This is a genomic window from Prevotella vespertina (assembly GCF_009728485.1).
Lineage (GTDB): Bacteria > Bacteroidota > Bacteroidia > Bacteroidales > Bacteroidaceae > Prevotella > Prevotella vespertina.
The window spans coordinates 108855-130113 of sequence record NZ_VVIQ01000002.1 but is presented as its reverse complement, the minus strand read 5'-3'; the positions used below and the strand labels follow the sequence as shown (position 1 = coordinate 130113).

Annotated in this window: 18 protein-coding genes; 4 read left to right on the top strand and 14 right to left on the bottom strand. The window is 42.7% G+C overall.

Going from position 1 to position 21259, the window contains the following annotated elements:
- Positions 1–103: 103 nt before the first annotated feature.
- Positions 104–307 carry a hypothetical protein gene (locus F0475_RS01970; protein ID WP_036895293.1) on the top strand — a complete coding sequence of 68 codons (204 nt, stop codon included), beginning with the start codon at positions 104–106 and terminating at the stop codon, positions 305–307.
- Positions 308–593: 286 nt separating this feature from the next.
- On the opposite strand, the gene rpmA is transcribed toward F0475_RS01970, so the two are convergent.
- Together rpmA and rplU are read right to left on the bottom strand one after the other, a co-directional pair.
- The gene (gene rpmA / locus F0475_RS01965) at positions 594–884 is read right to left on the bottom strand and encodes a 50S ribosomal protein L27 (protein WP_004381900.1); all 291 of its coding nucleotides are present in this window, start codon (positions 882–884) and stop codon (positions 594–596) included.
- A gap of 16 nt (positions 885–900) precedes the next feature.
- A complete protein-coding gene (gene rplU, locus F0475_RS01960; protein ID WP_009434990.1) occupies positions 901–1218 on the bottom strand; it encodes a 50S ribosomal protein L21 in 318 nt (105 codons plus the stop codon).
- 763 nt (positions 1219–1981) lie between these two features.
- On the opposite strand from rplU, the gene F0475_RS01955 reads away from it, so the two are divergent.
- Both F0475_RS01955 and F0475_RS01950 read left to right on the top strand, forming a co-directional pair.
- Positions 1982–2548: an NUDIX hydrolase gene (locus F0475_RS01955; RefSeq protein WP_004381895.1), complete on the top strand. Its 567-nt coding sequence runs from the start codon at positions 1982–1984 to the stop codon at positions 2546–2548.
- Positions 2549–2603: 55 nt separating this feature from the next.
- Complete coding sequence (locus F0475_RS01950) at positions 2604–2849, top strand: hypothetical protein (protein WP_004381894.1); 246 nt, start codon at positions 2604–2606, stop codon at positions 2847–2849.
- 426 nt (positions 2850–3275) lie between these two features.
- Here F0475_RS01950 and F0475_RS01945 read toward each other — a convergent pair whose 3' ends face one another.
- The 12 genes from F0475_RS01945 to F0475_RS01895 all read right to left on the bottom strand — a co-directional run bounded on the left by F0475_RS01945 (position 3276) and on the right by F0475_RS01895 (position 19794).
- Entirely contained in the window at positions 3276–4466 is a 1191-nt protein-coding gene (locus F0475_RS01945) for an AGE family epimerase/isomerase (RefSeq protein ID WP_004381893.1), read from the bottom strand.
- Between the two features lie 314 nt (positions 4467–4780).
- Positions 4781–6070: a histidine-type phosphatase gene (locus F0475_RS01940; RefSeq protein WP_155715156.1), complete on the bottom strand. Its 1290-nt coding sequence runs from the start codon at positions 6068–6070 to the stop codon at positions 4781–4783.
- Between the two features lie 157 nt (positions 6071–6227).
- Entirely contained in the window at positions 6228–7385 is a 1158-nt protein-coding gene (locus tag F0475_RS01935) for an OprO/OprP family phosphate-selective porin (RefSeq protein WP_155715155.1), read from the bottom strand.
- Between the two features lie 45 nt (positions 7386–7430).
- Positions 7431–8222, bottom strand: a complete 792-nt coding sequence (locus F0475_RS01930; protein WP_155715154.1) for an acid phosphatase — start codon at positions 8220–8222, stop codon at positions 7431–7433.
- Positions 8223–8376: 154 nt separating this feature from the next.
- Entirely contained in the window at positions 8377–10233 is a 1857-nt protein-coding gene (locus F0475_RS11795; RefSeq protein ID WP_234422933.1) for a GumC domain-containing protein, read from the bottom strand.
- Positions 10234–10245: 12 nt separating this feature from the next.
- Positions 10246–11553: a ligand-binding sensor domain-containing protein gene (locus F0475_RS11790; protein WP_234422932.1), complete on the bottom strand. Its 1308-nt coding sequence runs from the start codon at positions 11551–11553 to the stop codon at positions 10246–10248.
- 388 nt (positions 11554–11941) lie between these two features.
- Positions 11942–13954, bottom strand: coding sequence for a fructose-1,6-bisphosphatase (locus F0475_RS01920; protein ID WP_155715153.1), 2013 nt, complete (start codon positions 13952–13954; stop codon positions 11942–11944).
- A 61-nt stretch (positions 13955–14015) separates the two neighbouring features.
- Positions 14016–15173, bottom strand: coding sequence for a glycosyltransferase (locus F0475_RS01915; protein WP_155715152.1), 1158 nt, complete (start codon positions 15171–15173; stop codon positions 14016–14018).
- The gene (locus tag F0475_RS01910; protein WP_155715151.1) at positions 15174–16379 is read right to left on the bottom strand and encodes a glycosyltransferase; all 1206 of its coding nucleotides are present in this window, start codon (positions 16377–16379) and stop codon (positions 15174–15176) included.
- Between the two features lie 20 nt (positions 16380–16399).
- A complete protein-coding gene (gene lysA / locus F0475_RS01905; RefSeq protein ID WP_155715150.1) occupies positions 16400–17557 on the bottom strand; it encodes a diaminopimelate decarboxylase in 1158 nt (385 codons plus the stop codon).
- 128 nt (positions 17558–17685) lie between these two features.
- Positions 17686–19002, bottom strand: coding sequence for an aspartate kinase (locus F0475_RS01900; protein WP_155715149.1), 1317 nt, complete (start codon positions 19000–19002; stop codon positions 17686–17688).
- Between the two features lie 45 nt (positions 19003–19047).
- On the bottom strand, positions 19048–19794 hold the full coding sequence (locus tag F0475_RS01895; protein WP_155715148.1) for a cell division ATP-binding protein FtsE: 747 nt from the start codon (positions 19792–19794) through the stop codon (positions 19048–19050).
- Between the two features lie 426 nt (positions 19795–20220).
- Between F0475_RS01895 and F0475_RS01890 the strand changes: the two genes are divergently transcribed.
- Positions 20221–21258 (top strand): hypothetical protein, encoded by a 1038-nt coding sequence (locus tag F0475_RS01890; protein WP_155715147.1) that lies wholly within the window; start codon positions 20221–20223, stop codon positions 21256–21258.
- Position 21259 lies beyond the last annotated feature (1 nt).

Here is a 21259-nt window from a genome sequence, read left to right as displayed (position 1 = left end):
GCATATTTGATACGTTAAAAGCTTGTTTTTATGGCTGGAAAATGGTAACTTTGTATACCTAGTTATGAAATAATTTATATTGAATCAAAACATTTGAAATAAGATGATGGCACCACAAATAGAATATTCGGATAGAGAGGAACGTCTCGAGTTTATACAAGATCGTTATCATTGTAAGGCTCCTTCTTGTGGGCGTTGTGGTTCGTGCGCTTTACCAGATGGTGTACCAGCAGTTGAGTACTTTGCTGATTATATTGAGGGAAAGGTGGAGTATGTAAAGCTCGCAGCAAAGGTTTGGGACTATTGATTAGCTTAATGGATGTTGTTAAGGGTGAACCTAGTAGTTATTGTTCTTCTATCTTTAATCTCTTCATACATTTACTTTTGATAGCTGCATTAGTCCATCCATAACTTGTCTACTTGTCCACTAATCCCCTGTCAACTTATTAACTGATAATGTTTCAAATCATTCCCCAATCACTCGTTTACCCATCAACTCCCTAATTGTCTCCCCCCTTTAAACGCATAAATCCCAGTCTCCTAATAGAGCTGGGATTATGTTGTTTGTTTGGAATAGTTGTTTTGTTTCTCGCTTAAGCTTCAGGCTTTACAGTCTTTGCAGCGTAAACTTCCTCTGAAAGAACAGATACAGTACTCTTATTGTACTTGCCCTTGTGGAAGTAAACAACACCGTCTGCAAGAGCATACAATGTGTCGTCCTTACCCTGTGCGACATTCTCACCTGGGTAGTGTTTGTTACCACGCTGGCGTACAATGATGTTACCAGCTATGATTTTCTGACCACCCCAGATCTTAACACCTAAACGCTTTGAAGCTGATTCGCGACCGTTCTTAGAACTACCTACACCTTTTTTATGTGCCATTCTTAAGTCCTCCTTTTTAAGCGTTAATTGATTTAATTTCTACCTGAGTGAAGTGGGTACGATGACCATTCTTCTTTCTGTAGTCCTTGCGACGCTTCATCTTGAAGACGATAACCTTGTCGCCCTTTACTAGAGGAGCTACAACCTCAGCTACTACCTTTGCACCTTCTACAGTTGGTGCACCTACTGTGATAGATCCGTTGTTATCTACTAACAGGACCTTGTCAAACTCAACAGCTTTACCTTCTTCCGCATCTTTGATGTGGTTTACGAAGAGCTTCTTGCCCTCCTCTGCCTTAAACTGTTGACCGTTAATTTCTACAATTGCGTACATGTTTATATTGTAAAACGGGTTTGTACCGATGGGCGGCTGAGCATCTATCCAGCACTTGTTCTGAGCCCAATACGGCATAATCGGCTACAAAGTTAGTAATTTTCTGTATTATACGTGACAGCTCCTTATGATAAATGTTAGTTTGTTAACAATAATTAGTTGATTAATATTGCTTTGTGCGTTCGGGCGTGCCAATAGTAATATTAATGACAAGTTCTGCGACTTATCATTGTCGGGTGGGAGAGAGTTAAGCTCTGTTCCTGCAATATATAATTGTGGTCAGTGAGTTAGGAAGGAGGCTGTATCTTATCGACAAGAGCTATTGCCCCAGTATTAGGTATCCATGTTCAGTCTTTTAATACAGCCTATCCTTTTTATCTATTGAGCCTTTCAAAAGGCAGATCATCTAGAATGTCAAGCTGACGTTCATCATCTTGATAGATATTATCAAGCTCAAACTCACGTTCATTGTGCATCTTACGTTTTCTTTTCATAGTTGTATTCCTCCATAATTAATTAGCTTCACGACAGGTGATGGGGTTAGTATTCTGTGATTGATAGGATTGTATCCTTTTTGTTTGCCCGTGTACAAAGATAGGTATAAAAGATGAGTAAGTTGTCAATAAACACGAAATGTTTTCGTTCAAGGCGTATATGTTGCACGGAATAGGCGTTATGTGCTTATTACTTTGCGAATATATATTTGCTCATTCAAGTGTAATCCTTTACCTTTGTTGATGTATAACGAATGACAAACAATTAAATGAATGATAGTATGGCACGGAACGATAAAGAAATGGTATGGCATACGCTTTCTTCAAAGCAACTCATCAATCGCCCTTGGCTGAAGGCGCGTTGCGACACGGTGGAACTCCCGAATGGCAAGATTTATGATGAATATTATGTGCTCTCTTATCCATCGTGGATCAATGTCATTGCAGAGACCGAGGAAGGCGACATTATATTAGAACGTCAGTATCGTCATGGGCTGGGGGTTGTCTCAACCGAGATTTGTGCTGGTGTGATTGAAGCGGGTGAGGAACCGTTGCACGCTGCACAACGTGAACTGGAGGAAGAGACTGGTTACACTGGTGGCGAGTGGCAAGAAATCATGACTATCGCCCCTAACCCTGGCGTGATGGATAATCTCTGCCATTGTTTCTATGCCCGTGGGGTGAAGAAGACAAGCCAGCAACATTTGGATGAGACCGAAGATATAGAGGTTTTCTTACGCACGAAAGCGGAAGTTAAGGATATGCTTGTGCAAGGAAAATTCATACAAGCACTGATGGTCGCACCGCTTTGGAAATTCTTTTCAATGTATGCGTGAGCATGTTAATGAACACGCTACAGCGTATGAATAGATAGGGTAAAAGTAATGTAATATGATAACAAAAGATAGTATAGATGCGGCTTATTGCTTCTTTCATCAGAAGTATCAAGTGTACGCATTCTCGCATAGCGAACGGCAAAAGGACGATATAGAGTATGCCATTAGTTCGTATGTTGACTCGATGAATAAGGAACTCTATGACAAACTAGCAGCCGGTAGGGAAGGGTTCTTGCTGACCCATAGCACCTTTGCATCCGATATGCAAGAGGCGATAAAATATCTTAGTAGTTTCGAGTAAATACATATATAATAAGGTGAAGAGGGTATGTGTCAATAGGCACATACCCTCTTTTTCGTTTGACACATTCTATTGTATGAAATTGTGACAGCTATCTCTAATCCTCTTTTCATTGCCCATCTGCCTGCGCTTACTTGCCGTTTTTGTATTCCTTTTGTACGTAATCTGTTTTCATTTAGTGCGCTTTTCGTATTTACGGAGCACGTATGTTTTTATATTATCTAAGCGTGATAAAGTATTATCACACTTAGATAATTAAATAATATACGTATCAAAGCAATGCAAAACACGCATCAAAACAATGCAGAACACGTAGATAAGTAATACAGAACACGCTTGTAAGCAAAAGAAAAGCAGGGAAAACGAAATGCAATATGTGCGCATCTCGCTTTCCCTGCTTATGCTTTAAGCGGAGTGATAGGGGCTTTATTCCTCCATCTTCTGTAAGATCTCCTGACAGAGCATATAGCCCTTAATCATCATACGAGGGATATGGAACGGCCCTTTAAATATATTTCCTTTGGCTGGTTGGGCTACCGTTCCATCACGATGCAGGTATCCGTACCATTCTGGATAATCCTTATCTGGGAAGTGAGCGTATGTCCACTCACTGATTCTCTGGTGCCGATAGAGGTACTCTTCATCATCCGTACCGAGGTAAGCATAGAGCGAGGCAATGATTGTCTCGCATTGCGGCCACCAGAACTTCATGTCTTGTGAATAGTCCTGTGCAGGTAAGTTGCGGCAATCGCGGAAGTTGATAATACCACCATAGAGCTTATCCCAGCCCCAATCCCACGACCAGTCGAATATGGTCAGGGCTGTGTCTAGGAGTGACTTGTCCCACTTGCGCAGCTTAGCCTCCTCCATGATGAACCATGCCGTCTCAATGCAATGACCTGGATTGATGATTCGCCCAGCATTAGTATCTATAAACTCTCCATTCATGCCAACGGTTTCAAGGAGTGCCTTAAACTCTGGGTGCATGAAGTACTGGCGCAATAGTGCGATTGACTTATCTATCTGCTCGGTGAGAGTAGGGTCGTCAATTACTTCTCGAAGGCGTGAGCCAACGTTAATGAGAATCATGATAATCGAATGACTCTGCGCCTCCACACCCTTTTCATACTTGGCTGGGAGGAATCCTGGAGTAGCCAGAAAGCGTTGTGCGTCATGGAATACTTGCAATGCACGTTCGGCATAATGGCGGTCGCCCGTTGCCTTTGAGTATTCTGCAAAGGCTATAGCTGCGAAGGTCTCAGAGAATACGTAACGGCGTTTGCGTATAGGTTGACCAGTGGCAGAAACCTCGAAGTACATGTGACCATCTTGGTCGAAACAATACTTCTCAATGAAGTCGATAGCCGATTTCGACGCCTCTAACCACTCTTGATTCTTCTCTACATTGTTATAGGCAAAGGCGCAGATGAATGCCCATCGCCCTTGGAACCACACCGACTTAGTGGTATCCATCAACGAACCATCACGGTTAAGACATGTATAAATACCGCCATTCTCTTTATCCCAACCATGTTCCAACCAGAATGGCATGATGTTGTTTGTCAAGTCGTTCTTGTAGCTTTCAGCCCATGAACGCACGTATTCTTTCTTATTCATAATTTGTTTTATAGTGTCTGTTTACTTGGTCTTTAGGTGTATTTGATAGATGATGTGTTCGTGAATCTCTGCCGCCTTGCATCCTTATCTACACGCACCGACAAAAGTAAAACTTATTTGTTAATCTCCCAAACAATTGCCGATAAAGTTTATTATTACGGCTTTATAAGGCGTAGGTGTACGAAGGGAGCGAGCGTGTGTGGCGGGAGGTTATTAAGAATATGACGCCATATCAGAACGATATGACGTCATTTTCCTTTCGTGTGTACCTGTTTTGTGAATTAGATACTACGAGTGTGCAATAGACTTACACCTTATTTTATCTCATCATAGGCACGGAGGGCTTGCATGAATCGATTGTTTACATCCTCAAATGAGTATAAGCCATCTGCATTCTGCGTGAGCCCTTTCAACTTCAGGGAATATACCTGTGGAGCATGCTGAAGGTCGAGTAGGGACATCTGTTTCAACTGATCCGTACTCTGGTAAACAAGGTTTACGGCAACGTAAGTCTTACCTGCGTTATCCACCCACTTCTCGAATACTAACTTAGAGCCGATAGGTGTCTTCTTCTCTATGGAGTTAGGGAGTGAATACTCTTCTACGCCTAATGCAGCATCAACGCTTGCAATGTTTGAGTCGTGCCCACATAGGAAGGTGAACTTACGAGAGTCTGTATTCAACTCGTCATACATGTATTGCAGCAATGGATGTGCTACGTTCACTGCCACGATAGGAGCGGTGAAAAGCACGTCGCCATATACGTCTTTTATCTTCGCAATCTTCATCCACTCGTCAAGAGATAGCTTATGACCAAAGGCAGCTTTCACGGCATCTGGCTCCTCATAATACTGCAGGATGAAAGCGTCAGAGGCTGAGTTGGCAGTCTTCAATGAGCCTTTCATGCTTGGTTCTTGGTTGAGTTCGAAGATAATCTTGGTGTCGTTATCAACGAAGTCCTTTATCTCGCCTTTCTTATAAGCATCGCTTTCTTTCATATCGAGTACCTTTGAGATAATCGCATAAGAATCCTTCAAGCCCTTGTTGATACCAACGAGTCCATCCTTACCGCCCATCTCATTGATTTGCTTCATAGCCTCCGTGCGGAACGCCTCACTGTTCTTTGTAATGCGAGGGAAGAAGATTGGATCCATTTTAGAGGGTACATAGCGATGGTTTATGCGCAAGTTTGCAACAGGCATAAAGCCACTTGAGAAGTATTGAGCCGTCGCAATACAGCGCTGCATAGAGTTTGCATAGAGGTTCACCTCGTCTATGTTTGGCACATAGTTATCCTTGAACAAGCCCTCATCGATAGTCCATTTACGGAAGAACTGCCCCATCTCGCTCTCTAACACACCTCCACGCAGGGTCAGTTCGCTACCCGCAGCCGACCAATTAGTCCACAGGTGAGGGGTCATCTTGCCCAATGTTGAGCCATTGGCAGATATTGGAGAGCGGATGTTGTGACGTGATAGAATGACCAACTCCTTTAGTTTGTACTTCGCTTTAAACGCCTCGGAGCGTTGGAGCTGTGCGAAGGTCAGTGACGGACAAAGGATTGTCAACGCCACGAGCATAAGGATAAAACTAATCTTTTTCATTGTTATTTGTTTTTAGGTTAAGGGTTGCGTGTGGGCTACATTTAGCGTAAAAGGGGCAGACGTGTTCGGTCGTCTAGCCCCCTTTTTACTCTTTCCTTTAAAGTCCGATAGCGTCCCTATAAGTTGTAAACGATTGCTTCAAAGAATATATCAAGCCTTAGAACTTAATCTGCAAACGTGTCTCAAGGATGGAGAATGTATTGTTGTTGAAGGCTGCATTATCGGTCGCACGGGTGATAGAACCACGTACACGCCAGATCATATATTTGTTTAGATAGTAGTTGAAGGTCAATGACCAATCACTCACCTTACCGCCATGTATGCCTGCATCCTTATCACTTAATGTTGAATAGTTATAGGCTGCAACGAGTTCCATAGAGCCTGGATCAGGTGTTGCGATACCTGCATCTGTTCTGGTGTAAGTATAACCTTGACCATTGAGCAAGTAGCGAACATTGCCGTAAGCACCCCATGCGCTGTAGTTGGGTAGGGCGTTTTTACGCTTGATACCAACGTAGAAGTATTGTACTTCAAGCCCTAAGTTACCACACGCAACATTCATCTCTGGAGAGAATTTCCATAGTGCTGTTGCGTTCGTGATAGTAGCTTCTTGTGCGCTGACATTGGCTATACGTGTTGGGAATGGAGCTCTCAAGGTGTAAGAACTATGGCTGTTTGCTGGGTTCTTACTATATCTTGGCGACTCATAAGCACCACTGATACCAATGTGGAAAATCTTGCCACGCTCTGTGAAAGGGCGCCACACCAAACGAGTCATGGCTCCCCATGCCTCGTTACCGAGCTTATCTGTCGACATCTTCATCGCATCGTTCTCTGCAAAGAGAGATGCTGTGGCGTGGAACTTCTCACCTGCATGGAGGAACATAGCACCTAGCAAACGACTATTGAAGAATGCCTGACTAGCCAAAGGCTCCTCCATTGATATCTTGAAACTAGATGAGGTACCACTCTGGAGACCGTATTGATGTACGAAGTAACCCATGCGCACCAGGTTCTCCTTATCGAAGTTATAATCAATGTTGATGTCCTTTAAGGATACAGACTGTCGTGCATAACCAACGTCAACCTTAGCTTTCCACTTGCCATAAGTAGCACTTAAGCCAGCGCGAACATCAGGGATTGCGACTCCATCATTCAACTGGTCATCAAGAGCGGGGTCTGATGAGTGCATGACACCAGCGTCCATCAAGATACGACCTGATGGCTTTACGACTAACTTTGGCTCGTCTTCTTGAGCGAAAGAGTGTGTGCAGACCATTAGTCCACAGGCTGCAATAAGAATTATTCTCTTCATTGTCTTTGATATTATTAGCTTGTTTGTGTTGTTGTTATCCTCGGTTTAGTTGGCTGCTTTGAAGGTACTCTTAGCTACCTTCCCATCCTTTTGTAGCTTCGCAAACTCCTTCTTTGCCTTTGCTAGCTGAGCTTGGAAAGCAGGGTCGGCATGCAAACGTGCCACGATGGCTGCGCTGATTATGCGTGCTGCATCCACGTCGCTCTGCCAGTGGTAACCACAGATAACACGGCTCTGTCCCATCTGGTAGCCACGTTCTAATATCTCATTCTGTCGGTCGACATTGATTTCTGCCAATACAAGTGCCGTTGCCCAACCAATAGCAGTGTGACCAGAAGGATAAGAACCATTGGTGGATAGCTCCTGTTGCTGCTCTGGATTGCAAGTCATCTCCTTGTAGAATGCAAACGGACGAACACGCATGTAGTGGTCTTTAGCACCACGAGTAGCTAAGTCACCAGCGTCCTCACGCATATTCAGAATGAGCTTGTAAATCTCAGGAGTAGTCTCCTTGCTTATCTTAACACCGAATGCTTCAGAGAAAGCATTAGGCACTCCGTCACCGCCAACACGTGCATCTGCAGCCGCCTGGTCGCCTCTTGGCGTGTCACGTTGCATCTTTCCCCATTGGTATTGAGCTTCATCATATAAGAACTGAATGCTTCCTGGTTGTGGAGGAGCAGGCAGCAAGTCGAGTGAACTAGCCTGTTGACCGTCCTGAAGGAAGTAGAGGTCGGGTTTAGTACGTGCATCTTTAATCTTAGTAGATGCCGTCTGTGCGAATGTTGACAACGATAACATTGCAACGAAACCAACTATAAGAGCTTTCTTTGTCATTTGGTTTTTAATTTAAAAGGTTTATTAATAAGATTGAATCATATTGTTCTTACAAAGGTAGGAGGAATGCTGGTATAAAAAAAGTTGCATCAGTTTATTTCTTATAAATAAGCTAATGCAACTATTATAAGGCTCTGGTTCTCACGCTACTTGTCTATTCAGACAACTTTAAAATATAGTGTACTATACTTGAAGGATTCTGCTTACAATAGTCAGTGAGCGCCTTTCTGTTGTCCCCAATCTTGCTGTGATAAAGTCTACTAACAACTGGGTTGAGGTTACCATATATACCGAGCATACCTGGCAGGAGCGTTCGCTTCACCTTAGGAATGGCGAGTAAGAGGATGAGTACAAGCACTTGCTGACTGCTAGCAGAGGTGAAGTGGAAGAGATCTTCACACACTCTTCCATCTGTCTTCATCATACTATCGAAGAAGAAAGCGGATAGTGCTTTAATCCTATCAGTGATGTCTCGCGTTGCAGAGTCTATATCAGCAAAGAGCTTAGAATCAAACTTCTTCATTCGTCTTGACTCATTCTCTTGTATGATGTTATCGTGTACTGTGACGAAGTGGTGCATGAGTCGTTGCAGTGCCTTCAGTTGTTTCACCTGTGCAATGCGGTAGTCTATTATCTGCAAAGTGCGTAGTAAGTCTATTCTGTCATAATCTTCTATCGCTTGTTTAATACCTTCTAATTCTTTAGACAGAGCTTGACTTACATGCTGATAATCCTCCTCTTGCTTCAAGTAAGCAATGTTTGTGTCGATATACTGACGAATGATAGCGAGCCCTTCAGTGCTAAAGAGTCGCTCATATTGCTCCTTTAAAGTCTGGAGCTTATCGTGTAATTCTGTAAGAGGACGTTGTTGATATAACTCTGATACACGACTGATTGCCTCTTTCATACCATCATTTAAGCCCTTTAGCACTAGTGTTCCTACAGTCGAGCGACGCAGTTTGTGCAATAGATCATGTAGATCTTCTATCTCGTTAAGCCATGCTTCGTTCTTCTCACATTGTTGTATGATTAGCTCAATATTATCCGATTGTTTCGCCTCTTGCGAAGCCTGTAATATGATCTTACTTTCATATATATTTACCTCATGGATACGCTCTATTTGCTCGTTCAAATACTTCACCATCTGCAATGCCGTATCACGATTAATGCGTGAGATACGTGCTGATACAGATGAAAACTGTTTACCTGCAGCCTTCATGTCTTGCGATTTACTCCCAATCAAATTAATCTCTTGATAAATGTTATCAATGTCCTTTTGCTCTCCTGCTGATAGTCGGTTACGGATAGAATTAAGGGTTGAGAGCCTGCGAAGGAGGTCCTCTTTCCCTAGTTGTAGTTGTATCTTCTCCGTGTGTTTCTGCTTGAGATAGGTAATGATAACCATACTAATAAGGAGGAATACAACCAATGCAATGAGCAATACTAGGCGTGGATTAGGCACCTTATCATTGAAGTTTATCCATCGTCCTGCTGTTTCTTTCCCTGCTTGAAGTGCCATCACACCAAGGTCAGAACCAATATATAAGGTTTGATTCTGTACGAATCCGGCTTGCGAATTGAAGTGTATATCGTCATAGAATGTACCACAGTCCACTATTTTTCGCCCTTGTTTGATGATGAACTTACGAATACCTGCCTCGGGGATAGCATAGAGAATACTATCGTTAATGCTGTACATTCGATTGCAACCATCTATCTGGAGCGAGTCAATTCCTTGTATCTCTATTTGGTGATTAGTAAGGGTAAGGATGTGATTTGGGTACTTCTTGTTTGTGATAACCCCATTCATAAAGCTCTTATTAATGGTGCTCTGGAGTGGACGGAATGTCTGCCCATCTCCATAGAATACTCCATTATTCAATGTGGTGATGTATATCTCGTTCGCTTTTGACGCCGAATGATAAAACGAAGTGATGTATTTTCCACGCATCGACTTGATAGTATCTGCCTTACCAGAAGCCATGTCAATGGAGAGTAGATAGTCTTGCACTCCTAACAACACCTATCTCTTGGTTGCTTGCAGTTCCATTGCTGTAATGCGAGTTGTGGGTTGCATGAGTACTTTCGGGCTTGCGAAGAGTTGGTTGAATAGGTAACTTTTATCTGCAGTAAGCCTACACAACTGATTATTTGAGTTGTAGTAGTAAATGTCATTACCCAAGGCTCTCATCTCTCTAGGCTGTTCGCCTTCCTCAAAGTCGTATATCTTTGTAGCCTCCTTTTCGTTCCTTTGTTGGCGGAAGAGCTCCCGTTTGTCATTAAGATATAAGTAACTATCACCTGCCTTACATGCTGTAACAATAGGCGCATTGGTACTGAAGATGCCAAGATGGTGTGGGATACGCCATACCGCATGCTTTCCTAAGAGCAAAGAGAAGCCTTTTCCATCATCAGGAATGGCTATCTCGTGTGGATTATTGGGTATCTCATGGTGTAAGGGAGCACTGATAAAGTGTGAAAGATTGTCAGAAAGCAACACACTTGACAATGTGATGAAGTAAAAGGTATGCCCAACTTTATAGAAAGTAAGTACTGCTTGCGGGAGAGGATATTGTTTCTCACCTCGTCCATCAAGTTCCTCTATCAATAGTTTACCATCTGCAAGCGCATAGAGCTTGTTATCATAGACTTCAATATGACGTATGTATTCCCCTTTGTGGCGCACGTTCACCTTATTAGATACTAAGTCCAGAGAGACAATTCCTGCTTGCGTTGCAGCGAAGAGCCACTTTTCTCCAGCATGACAGAGGTTGTTGACCAAGAAAGGCATTACCCCCTGTTCGGTTTTCTTATTACTCTTTGGATAAATAGGAACCAACTCCTTTGGCGTGTTTGAGGCCGGAGTGGAATAAAGCCCCTGCGAAGTTGCAAGATAAATAGTCCCTTTTACCTGTTCAATATCATAAGGCGAATATTTATCCAGTTTGTTCGGTAGCTGGAAAGTAACCTGATGAATCAACGAATCTTGGGCTATATTCCATAATTGCAAACCAGCATTTCGGGCTGCAATCCATAGTTGATTAGGGTGTTCAAGGTTACGTTCAACGTTGTATATGCGGTCTAAGCCCGTATAATAGCGGGTTTTATTTTGTCCGTCAACATGCCATAATAACCCACTCTCAGTCCCTATCCAGTATCCCTCCTTGTCTACTGATAGTGTTGAGAGAGAGCCATCGTAATGGTATTCTTGCTCTGATAAAGAGCGTGTTGTGGTTGTTTCTTCACATCCCGTAACGGCAATTAGAAAGAGAGAACAGAGCCAAGTAATGAATAGTCGACCCCGTTTAGTAAGCTTATCGTTTGTCGTCATTATTCAAAAGTTTGACCGCAAAGATACTTATTTATATCTTTAAATCTATTAGTTTATGCTATTTGTTTGTATAAACAAACATTATTTTAGAGAATGGAGAGCATACTTTCCCGTCCTCCTTGCCAAATGAATAGGGGAGTGGACAGTGTCATTAAGATATGAAATCATGGTAAAGTATAAAAGAGGTTACAAATCTTGGGATTAAAGGAAACGCCCTTCTCGATTGGAGAAGGGCGTTCCTTTGATGTGAAGAAAGCCTCTCTTCGCTATAAAGAAACGCCCTCTTTGTTTGTAAACATTGCTGTTTTCTCCCTTCTGTATTTATAGAGGAGTGGGGAGGGGAGCCTTTCTTTTTTCGTTGGAAGAGATGGGGAGGGGGTCTAGAAGGCTATAGCTTGGGTGGATTCTTGCGTTCCTGTTCTGTCAAGAAGCCTGAGCGATAAGCATAGAGAAGTTCCTTCAGGGCTTCAATCTGCATCTTTAACTCTAAGCCCTTGTCGGTATCTTGCACACGAATGCGGTGCTGATTCATCTCTACGATTTGTATAGTAGAAACGATGTCAGTACCCCGTTTAATAGCATCCTCTGCTGATGTGAATGGCTCGTGTTGTACAAGTTGGAAGCCACGAGAGTGATAGACGAGGGTGTAACCAGCAATACCAGTCTCCTTGTGATAGGCTTGTGAGAAGCCACCATCAATCACCATCAACTTTCCGTTGGCCTTAATTGGGTTCTCACCCTTCACTACGTGCACAGGAACATGCCCATTGATGATGTGGCGGTTGGGCTTAGGAACATCGAACTCATCCATTATCATGTCTGCAATTTGTTCATTGTCTCGCATACTGAAATAGTATCCCTTCTCCTCGTGATGGGTCTCTTTTTCGGTCAAGAAATAGCGTTCGAAGGTTGCCATCTTTGACTTATCGAAGAGCGGACTATCGGGTCCACACCACAAGTAAAGGAAGAAGTCGATTGCATCCTGGTGCTCCTCTGCTGTTTGAATATCGTTATTCATTTGGAAAGCAGCACGTATCTTCATACCCGTCTGATAGAGTAACTCCTTTCCTTTTAACTTCTCTCCAGGACCTATCTCAACCTCTTTTAGTTTTCCATCAGCCGTCAATGGGATAGAAGCATGATAGAGAAGATTGTGGTTAACGATGTTATACATGCAGCCATGACGTAGTAGAGAACGAATATGCGAACGTAGTTTCTCACTGCTAGTAAATGACTGGTGAAGGCGGTCGATGAGGGCTTGCTCCTCATCAGTTAACTGGTCAGGATGTTTCGGATCAATGGTTGGGAAATTGCAAGAACGCATCTTATACTCCTTTCCATCGACGATGATTGTACCCTTCTTATAGTCTATTACATCTAGTAAACAGCGGTCGTTCATCTTCCAAAGAGGGTGTCGCTTGATGAGTTGAGACTCCAGTTTGAATTGGATAACACTGATAGCTTTATGCATTTGCGACGTCAAAGTCATACTTCGTTCATCGAGTGGATTGTCCTTAGAAACCTTCGGTTTAAACTCTTCACAAGGGTCATTTCCATAGATATCTATCGCAAAGGTTGCCAACTGAATGAGGTTAATTCCATAGCCATCTTCGATAGTTGCCATGTTTGCATATCGTAAGGCAATGCGAATGACATTACATATACAAGCATCGTTACCAGCGCATGCTCCCATCCATAAGATGTCGTGGTTACCCCAAGTAATGTCCCATGTATGGTAGCGTTTGAGCGTATCCATGACGATATGAGCACCTGGTCCACGGTCATAAACATCCCCCAAGATGTGCAACTGATCGATAACCAAGCGTTGAATAACCTCACAGATGGCAATGATGAAATCGTCAGCTCGTCCCGTAGTGACTATCGTATGAATGATAGCACTTACGTAATCGGTCTTGTCTTTATCGTCCGAATGTTCGTGAAGAAGCTCTTGAATGATATAGGAGAAGTCCGTTGGTAAGGCTTTACGAACCTTAGAACGAGTGTACTTACTCGATACATCGCGGCATACTTCCACGAGTCTATAGATCGTAATATGGTACCAATCGTTGATGTCCTTCTCGGTATGTTTGACCAGTTCTAACTTCTGTTCTGGATAATAGATAAGCGTGCATAACTCTCTCTTCTCGGCGTTTCTTAGAGTGTCACCGAACAATTCGTTGACCTTTCTCTTTATATTACCTGATGCGTTCTTTAGCACGTGTTGGAAGGCTTGATACTCGCCATGTATATCCGCAAGGAAGTGCTCCGTACCTTTTGGAAGATGTGCTATTGCCTCCAAGTTTATTATCTCTGTCGATGCATCAGCAATAGTAGGGAAGGACTTAGAAAGCAGTTGTAAGTAACGCTCATCCTTCTTTAGATCATACTGTTTAAGTGTCATTTGAATGTCTCCTTTCTATTAGTTATGGAGTTAATCAGCCTTTCTTTGGTGATAACTCCTATTAGTATCTATGTTTAAAGTTCCTTTTCATGATGGCTTTCAACCCATTATCTGCAAGTGGAGAGAAGGGTCGGAAGCCTTCTTCTAGGTGTAGCTTGTCTACTAATAATTGGATGATACGACGTGAGAAACGATAGATGCGCATATGACGTAACACCTCGGCAAGGCGGTCTTCGTCGTAGTCATTATATTTAATCATCATATATAAATCTGCTAGATGACGCATGGAAAGGGTTTGTTTCCTATCTAATTGATGTGCATTGGCTAGCATGATTGCAATGGTTTTAACGATGGTTTCGTCACTATTAATATTATCATTGAGGCGTTGACGAGTAAGAGGTTTGGTTCCAACTATCTTCTTTTGGTTAAGAGGATTGCGCTCTTTGGGAAGGACGAGGGCAAAACGTTGAATCGTACAGGTCTCTATGTTCGGGGCATTCAGCTGTAATCTCCTAATGGCATTATCGATTATCTCCCTTATATTCTCATCATCGGAATAGAGTAAGATACGCCTCCACTGCGCTGGATTTAAGCTCCTTAAATTTAGGAGTTGATCGCTCGGAAGGAGGTTGTGAGTGGTTTCTCGTGCCAGACCAACATGTAACAAACTATATACAGCATCGTTTTCCATTGAAGACATAGCCACTTGGTAACGAGTGTCTAACACCTTATTATAATAGAGGATGGTTTGTTCTGCCATCTCACTTGCCGATATACTACTGTTTAAAAGGCTGTTCGGAATAACGTCAATACGCTTTTGCCAACCTAGAGTTAGTGCCATTTGACGCTCTTTCTCATTGGTTACTAGCATTGCATCCACTTGATGTACAGTCTTTTGCTGGTACATCATCTGCTTAATAAACTTGCGTATTCTCTGTTCGTTAGAACGTATAGGATCGTTCAGTCCCCAGTGTGTAGAAAGGACGACCGCATAGCCCTTCTTCACTGCCCATTGCGCCCGTTTGGCAGCGAGGTAATCCCAACAAGCATGTATGTGGATTATGTCGGGGTTCTCTTTCTCGGCTACTTTTTGAAAGTCGTCAGTGCTTGTTAAGGTCTTAACCTCCGCATATTCCTTTTGCTCGGAAGTGAGTTGTAGGATATAATCGGATAGTAAGTTGCCTGCTTTTAGGCTGTTTATGTAATGGAGAATACGCATTTATAGTTTATGAGAGATGAAGTCATACTTATTAGCTCGGCGGTATTTGATCTTATAACCGAGCCTTTTCCATGTGATAGCAAGCTCGTATGGGATTACTTTCCATGCTGATATGTCAATATCGAAGCGGTTGAGTGCTCGCTTACCAATCATCATTCGGAGTATTAAAGTGAGCAGTAAACCAAGTGCAGAGGCTGCTGTTATAATCCAGTTGTGGGTAAGGAGTGAAACAGCGAGAGCCGCAAACAATATAAGGTAATTGCCATGAAGAGCCAACTGGTCGATGATTGGCAAACAACGATGCCGTCCCGAACCTTCCAAGTGCTGGCGATTCTCCATATAAAAAAGGTGTGTGCTTAACCATACCTTATCGGTTGGAACTTCCTCAATCAATGTACCTTCTGGGGAAGACTCAAAGGCTAAGTTGTTACCTTTTGCATATTTGTTGACCATGAAATCAAACTCTCCACGAAGATACTTAAGGTTTCCTCGGAATCCTTCTTGTCGTAAGAATAGATCCTTGCGGAACATTAATGCATTGAAAGGACAGCGGTAGGCGTGGTCGTGCTGATACTCTCGCATGATATAACGAGCCTCATAGTAACGTTCAAAAAGACGATAGTCTGGTGTGCCATCTTCGTATCGGGTGTAACCGACAACAAGCTCTCTTCCATTCAAGCAATGCTGTGCCAGCGTTTGTAACCATCGGTCACTTTGAGGATAACAACATACATCCGCCATAACAACCCAAGGGTATTTTGCAGCTTTAACACCCAATGTTATGGCAAGTTTCTTTCGACTCATATAGCGTGAAGAGTCGGGTATGAAGGTTGTATAAAGGCGTTTATTATCAGCAAATCGCTTGAGTACGTCACTCGTTTCATGGTCTCCCTGAGGAACAACAACGATAACTTGAAAGTCATTGTCATACGACTGGTTGAAGTAGAGGGGAAGGTATTTTTCTAGTTCGCTAGCATTGTCGTGTGGGGTAAACACAATCGACACGGGAGGCAAACTGAAGTTCTCAACAGTAGTCTCAGTCGATGAAGTCTCAGTCTCATTGGCTTCTTCTGCTGGAATGGTAGGCTCTGTTACTATCGCACTTGTGCGCACCTTCCGAAAGAAAGGATTAATTAGAGGTGTTAATAAAGCCATCACCAGCAATACTGCTGATAAGATGATTGTTGTATTATCAATGGTAAACATTCGTTTAAAGAATTGTTGTTTTAAAGTTCATCGGACATATATCCGATAGGTAGTTTTCTACAGTTATATTGTGAAGCCATGATTTCTCCATAAGCTCCTGACGACCTTATCGCTATGAGATCACCGCGATGTACTGTGTTAAGAGATACCCCTTTTGCAAAGACATCACTGGACTCACAGATGGGACCAACTACATCATACGACTGTAGTTCATCGGTATTTGACAGGTTTACTATTCGATGGTGTGCCTGATAGAGAGCCGGTCTTATCAAGTCCGTCATACCAGCATCAACGATGGCAAACTGCTTACTTGTACCTTGTTTCACATAGAGTGTTCGTGTGATTAAAGAACCCATTTGACCAACGACGGAACGCCCTAATTCGAAGTGCAACTTCTGTCCTTTGCGCAACTTGAGGTGCTTAGCAAAGGTCTTGAAGTATGATTGGAAGTCAGGGATCGGGTGCTCATCTGGCTCATTGTAATCTATCCCTAAGCCACCTCCAACATTAATATTCTCGACCTCAATACCACGTTCCTTGAGGTCGTCTTGAATGGCATTGATGCGTTCACAAAGCGCCTGGAAGTCTCCCATATCCATAATCTGTGAGCCTATATGAAAGTGCAAACCAATGAACTTGATATGCGTCATCTCCATTGCTGCAAGCACTGTTGAATGCATGTCCTGCATGGCTATTCCAAACTTATTCTCAGCCAGTCCTGTGGTGATATTAGCGTGTGTGTGTGCCCCTACATTTGGGTTAATTCGAAGGCAGACACTCGCTATCTTCCCTCGCTTCTGGGCTAGTTCATTGATGATTTCAAGCTCTTCCTTGCTCTCTACATTAAAGCAGAATATATCGTTATCAAGCCCTAAGTTAATCTCCCAATCGGCTTTTCCGACACCTGCAAAGACGACTTTATCTGCAGGAAAACCACTCTCCAAGCAGCGTTGAATCTCACCTCCACTAACGCAATCTGCACCTATTCCCGTCTGACTAATTAGGTTAAGAACCTTCTTATTAGCGTTTGCTTTGATAGCATAATGTACTAAATAACCTTCGTACTTACGTGCTTCTTCTTGAATGACATGCAATGTCTTGCGTAGAAGATCGCAATCGTAATAGTAAAAGGGAGTCTCTATATTCCTGAATTTATCTGTTGGGAATGTTTCTTTCATTGCTTTTGTGTTATATTGAGAATGTGTTTCTTGCTGTAAGCAAGGTTGTGTCTATGTCGTTATAAAGTCCATATAGAGGGCAAATCAGTGATTATTTATATCTTTGATAAGCCCTCTATTGGATAAAGTTAATTGAAGAGAACGTTTGATAAGGATTGTAGGGCGCGCTTTTTGTCAGCCTCTTTTATAAGGAAGGAGATGTTATAATTACTTCCTCCATAGCTGATCATGCGTACCGGAATATCCTTCATTGCATCTGTCGCAAGCGTCTCGAAGCCTACATTACTCCAATCGAGATCACCCACTACACATACTATGCACATATCAGAATCGACGCTTACTGTACCATACTTCTTCAACTCGTCAACTATTTCTGATAGGTGACTACAGTTCTCAATAGTCATAGATAAGCCCACTTCACTGGTCGTTATCATGTCAATGGAGGTCTGATAACTCTCAAAGATCTCAAACACTTTGCGTAGGAAACCAGATGCTCCTAGCATTCTACTAGACTTTATCTTGATGGCAGTTATATTATCTTTAGCAGCTACGGCCTTTATCTTACTCCTTACAAGAGTGTTGTTAATAATAGTGCCTTCAGCGTCTGGTTCCATCGTATTCTTCAGTCGAACGGGTATGCCGGAGTACTTTGCTGGCTGCACACATGTCGGGTGTAAGATCTTCGCACCGAAGTAAGCTAGCTCCGAAGCTTCCTCGAAGTTGAGTTGTCGAACAGCCTCCGTCTTATCTACCACACGTGGGTCATTATTGTGCATACCATCTATGTCTGTCCAAATTTGTATCTCTTCTGCATTGATAGCAGCACCTATCAGCGATGCTGTATAGTCCGAACCGCCACGCTGGAGATTATCTACTTCACCATAAGCATTGCGACAGATAAATCCTTGTGTGATGTAGATTTGATAGCCCTCATGCACCTTCATGATAGCAGATAACTTCTCCTTGATATAAGGGAGGTCTGGTTCTGCATTCTTATCAGTGCGCATGAAGTCGAGTGCAGAAAGTAATGTCGCTTTCACCCCTTGCTCTTGTAGATAGTTGACCACCATGTTTGTCGACAATACCTCACCCTGTGCAACGATGTTCTTCTCCTCAAATGAGGTGAAAAGACCCTTCGTGAAAGAGCGTAGATAATCGAATATCTCTGTTACGAACAGGCGTGTTTTCTGTTTGTATTCGTCGGTAGAGTAGAGTTCATCAATATGTCCGAAGTACTTTTGCTCAAGGTTATTAATCACCTCATTAGCCCCCTCTGGGTTCTTACGATATAAGTAATCGGAGATCTCAATCAGCGAGTTTGTGGTTCCACTCATGGCTGAGAGGACTATAAAAGTAGGTTCCCCTGACTTTGTTACTAATGAGGCAACACCCTTCATGCGCTCTGGTGAGCCAACAGATGTACCTCCGAATTTCATTACTTTCATGTTTCGTCTTATCTTTCTATTGTATGGTTGTGCCCCTTGCAGAGCCTAGTCGTTTTCTATGGGTTCGCCAATAGCTTCTATCGGAGCCGCCTCTTCGTTGAGTACCTGTACTTGTTTATTGTCTTCAAGTAGGCTTAGTTCGCCGTTCTTGCAGCAATATACCTTGCCAGGGAACTGACTCAAGAGGTTGATGTTATGCGTTGACATGATGACCGTCGTACCTGCCTGGCATGTAGCCTTCAGTATGCTAACAATGTTAGCGGCTGTTTCTGGGTCTAAATTACCCGTCGGCTCGTCTGCAATAATAATCTTTGGCTCATTGAGTAAGGCGCGTGCTATAGCAATACGTTGCTGTTCGCCACCTGATAACTCACTAGGCATATTATCCTTCTTGTCCATCATGTTCACCTGAGCCAACACCTCCTCAATACGTCGAGCAATCTTCTTTTTGTCAGTCCAACCCGTTGCCTGCAATACAAATCCTAGGTTCTTTGCAACCGTACGATCGTGTAGTAATTGGAAATCCTGGAATATGATACCCATCTGTCTACGCAAAGCTGGGATGCGACTGCGCTTTATGTCGAGTACAGACTCGCCCAATACGTGAGCTTTCTCAGCATCAGAAGTATCGATGTCAAGCTCTCCGTACATTGTTTTTAGCAGTGAGCTCTTACCCGAACCAACACGTCCAATAAGGTAAATAAACTCTCCTGCTTCTGCTTGGAAGTCCACATCCTTTAGGATCAGACGCTCATCTTGGTATATGTTTGCCTTCTTGTAGTCTATTAACATGATTATTCCTTGTGGTTTATTAATGTGGAATTTGTTGTTATACCCCCGTTAGAAGGGATGCAATAAGTTCTTGCAAAGGTAGTAAAAAACTTCTGATTCCTATCTTTATAATGGTGAAAATGTTATAAATATGAGGTTGATAGCATGAGAGCAAAGGCTCTGAAAGTCCCATCAAAGTTCTCCAAAAGGGGAGGAATAGCTAACATATACGAGTGATAGAACTATCGTTTGCTTTCCGTAATAGTCACATCTACAAAAGAAGAGAGGCTTTCTTCCATTTAAAGAGGGCGTTTCCTTATCATGAAGAGAGGCTTTCTTCGCCACAAGGAGACGCCCTCTTCATGGGCTTACAAGGGCGAATAAGTTATGAATATGTTTTGAAGTCTACAATAAAAAACGTACTTTTGCAACTCAAACTATTTGATTATGAAACTGAAAATGATATTAATAGCTGCGTTGAGCGTGGCTGTAACGACTATTTATGGGCAAAACGATATGCGCAGTCTGAGCCAGTGTGAACGTGTTGCATTCAGTGATTTCAAGTCTGTCCACCCCTTCGAATATATCAAGAAGGATAATAATTGGCAATTACTTTATATGCTCCGTACTCCTAACACAGCAAAAGGTCTGCGCAAGGCAGGGCTATCTTTTAATGATGATCAGCTCTCTTACTTGCAAAAAGCAGGGATGATTAAGCAGGTGGAAGGCGACAAATGGCAGACAATATTGCCCATCTTTGATGTAGAACAAACCGCAGCCTTGCGCCAACTAAGTCGATTAATTGCTACGAACGTAATGGATAAGTCGGAAGCTGACTATCGACAACTTGTCACAGAATTAGGCAAGAGTAACTTTGCTGATAACGCTTTTAGCATTGCTTTCTCTTATGTGCTTGATGGCTTGATATGGGATGCGATTGCCCCAGATAGATATAAACTAGATAATAAAGCAGACTGGAAAGGAATGGTGTGGGTGCTTTGTGAGCCACGAAAGAAAACTCAATTCGGTACCAATAGCTATGGACCTATCCAAGAGACATGGACAAGAACAAGTCTAAAAAACGCTCCGCAACATGCTGATTTAATGCCTTTAGCACAATGCCTACTTGACAACGAAGGGTTGAAGGATGCAACTATTATAGACCATTTAAAGCCTTATGGCATTGTTGATGAGACTGGGAAGTTGCAGATACCAGTAATTGATAGAGAGAAGCAAGACTCTGTTAATATTCTTTGTCACCGATTATCTGATAGCTTAACTTCAGCTGTTAAGGATAATATTACACGTGCTCAGGAGATTACAAAGATAGATGATAAGCGTACTTCAATCGTCCTTTTTCATGAAATAATGTGGGATACTGTCGACTTACTACAGGCTCGCAACCTTGTAAAAGTCCCCGAAGTATTAACGAATGAGGCAGCTCCTAAGGAGCAGTTTCGCAATATTATATTCGTAATAGAGTAGA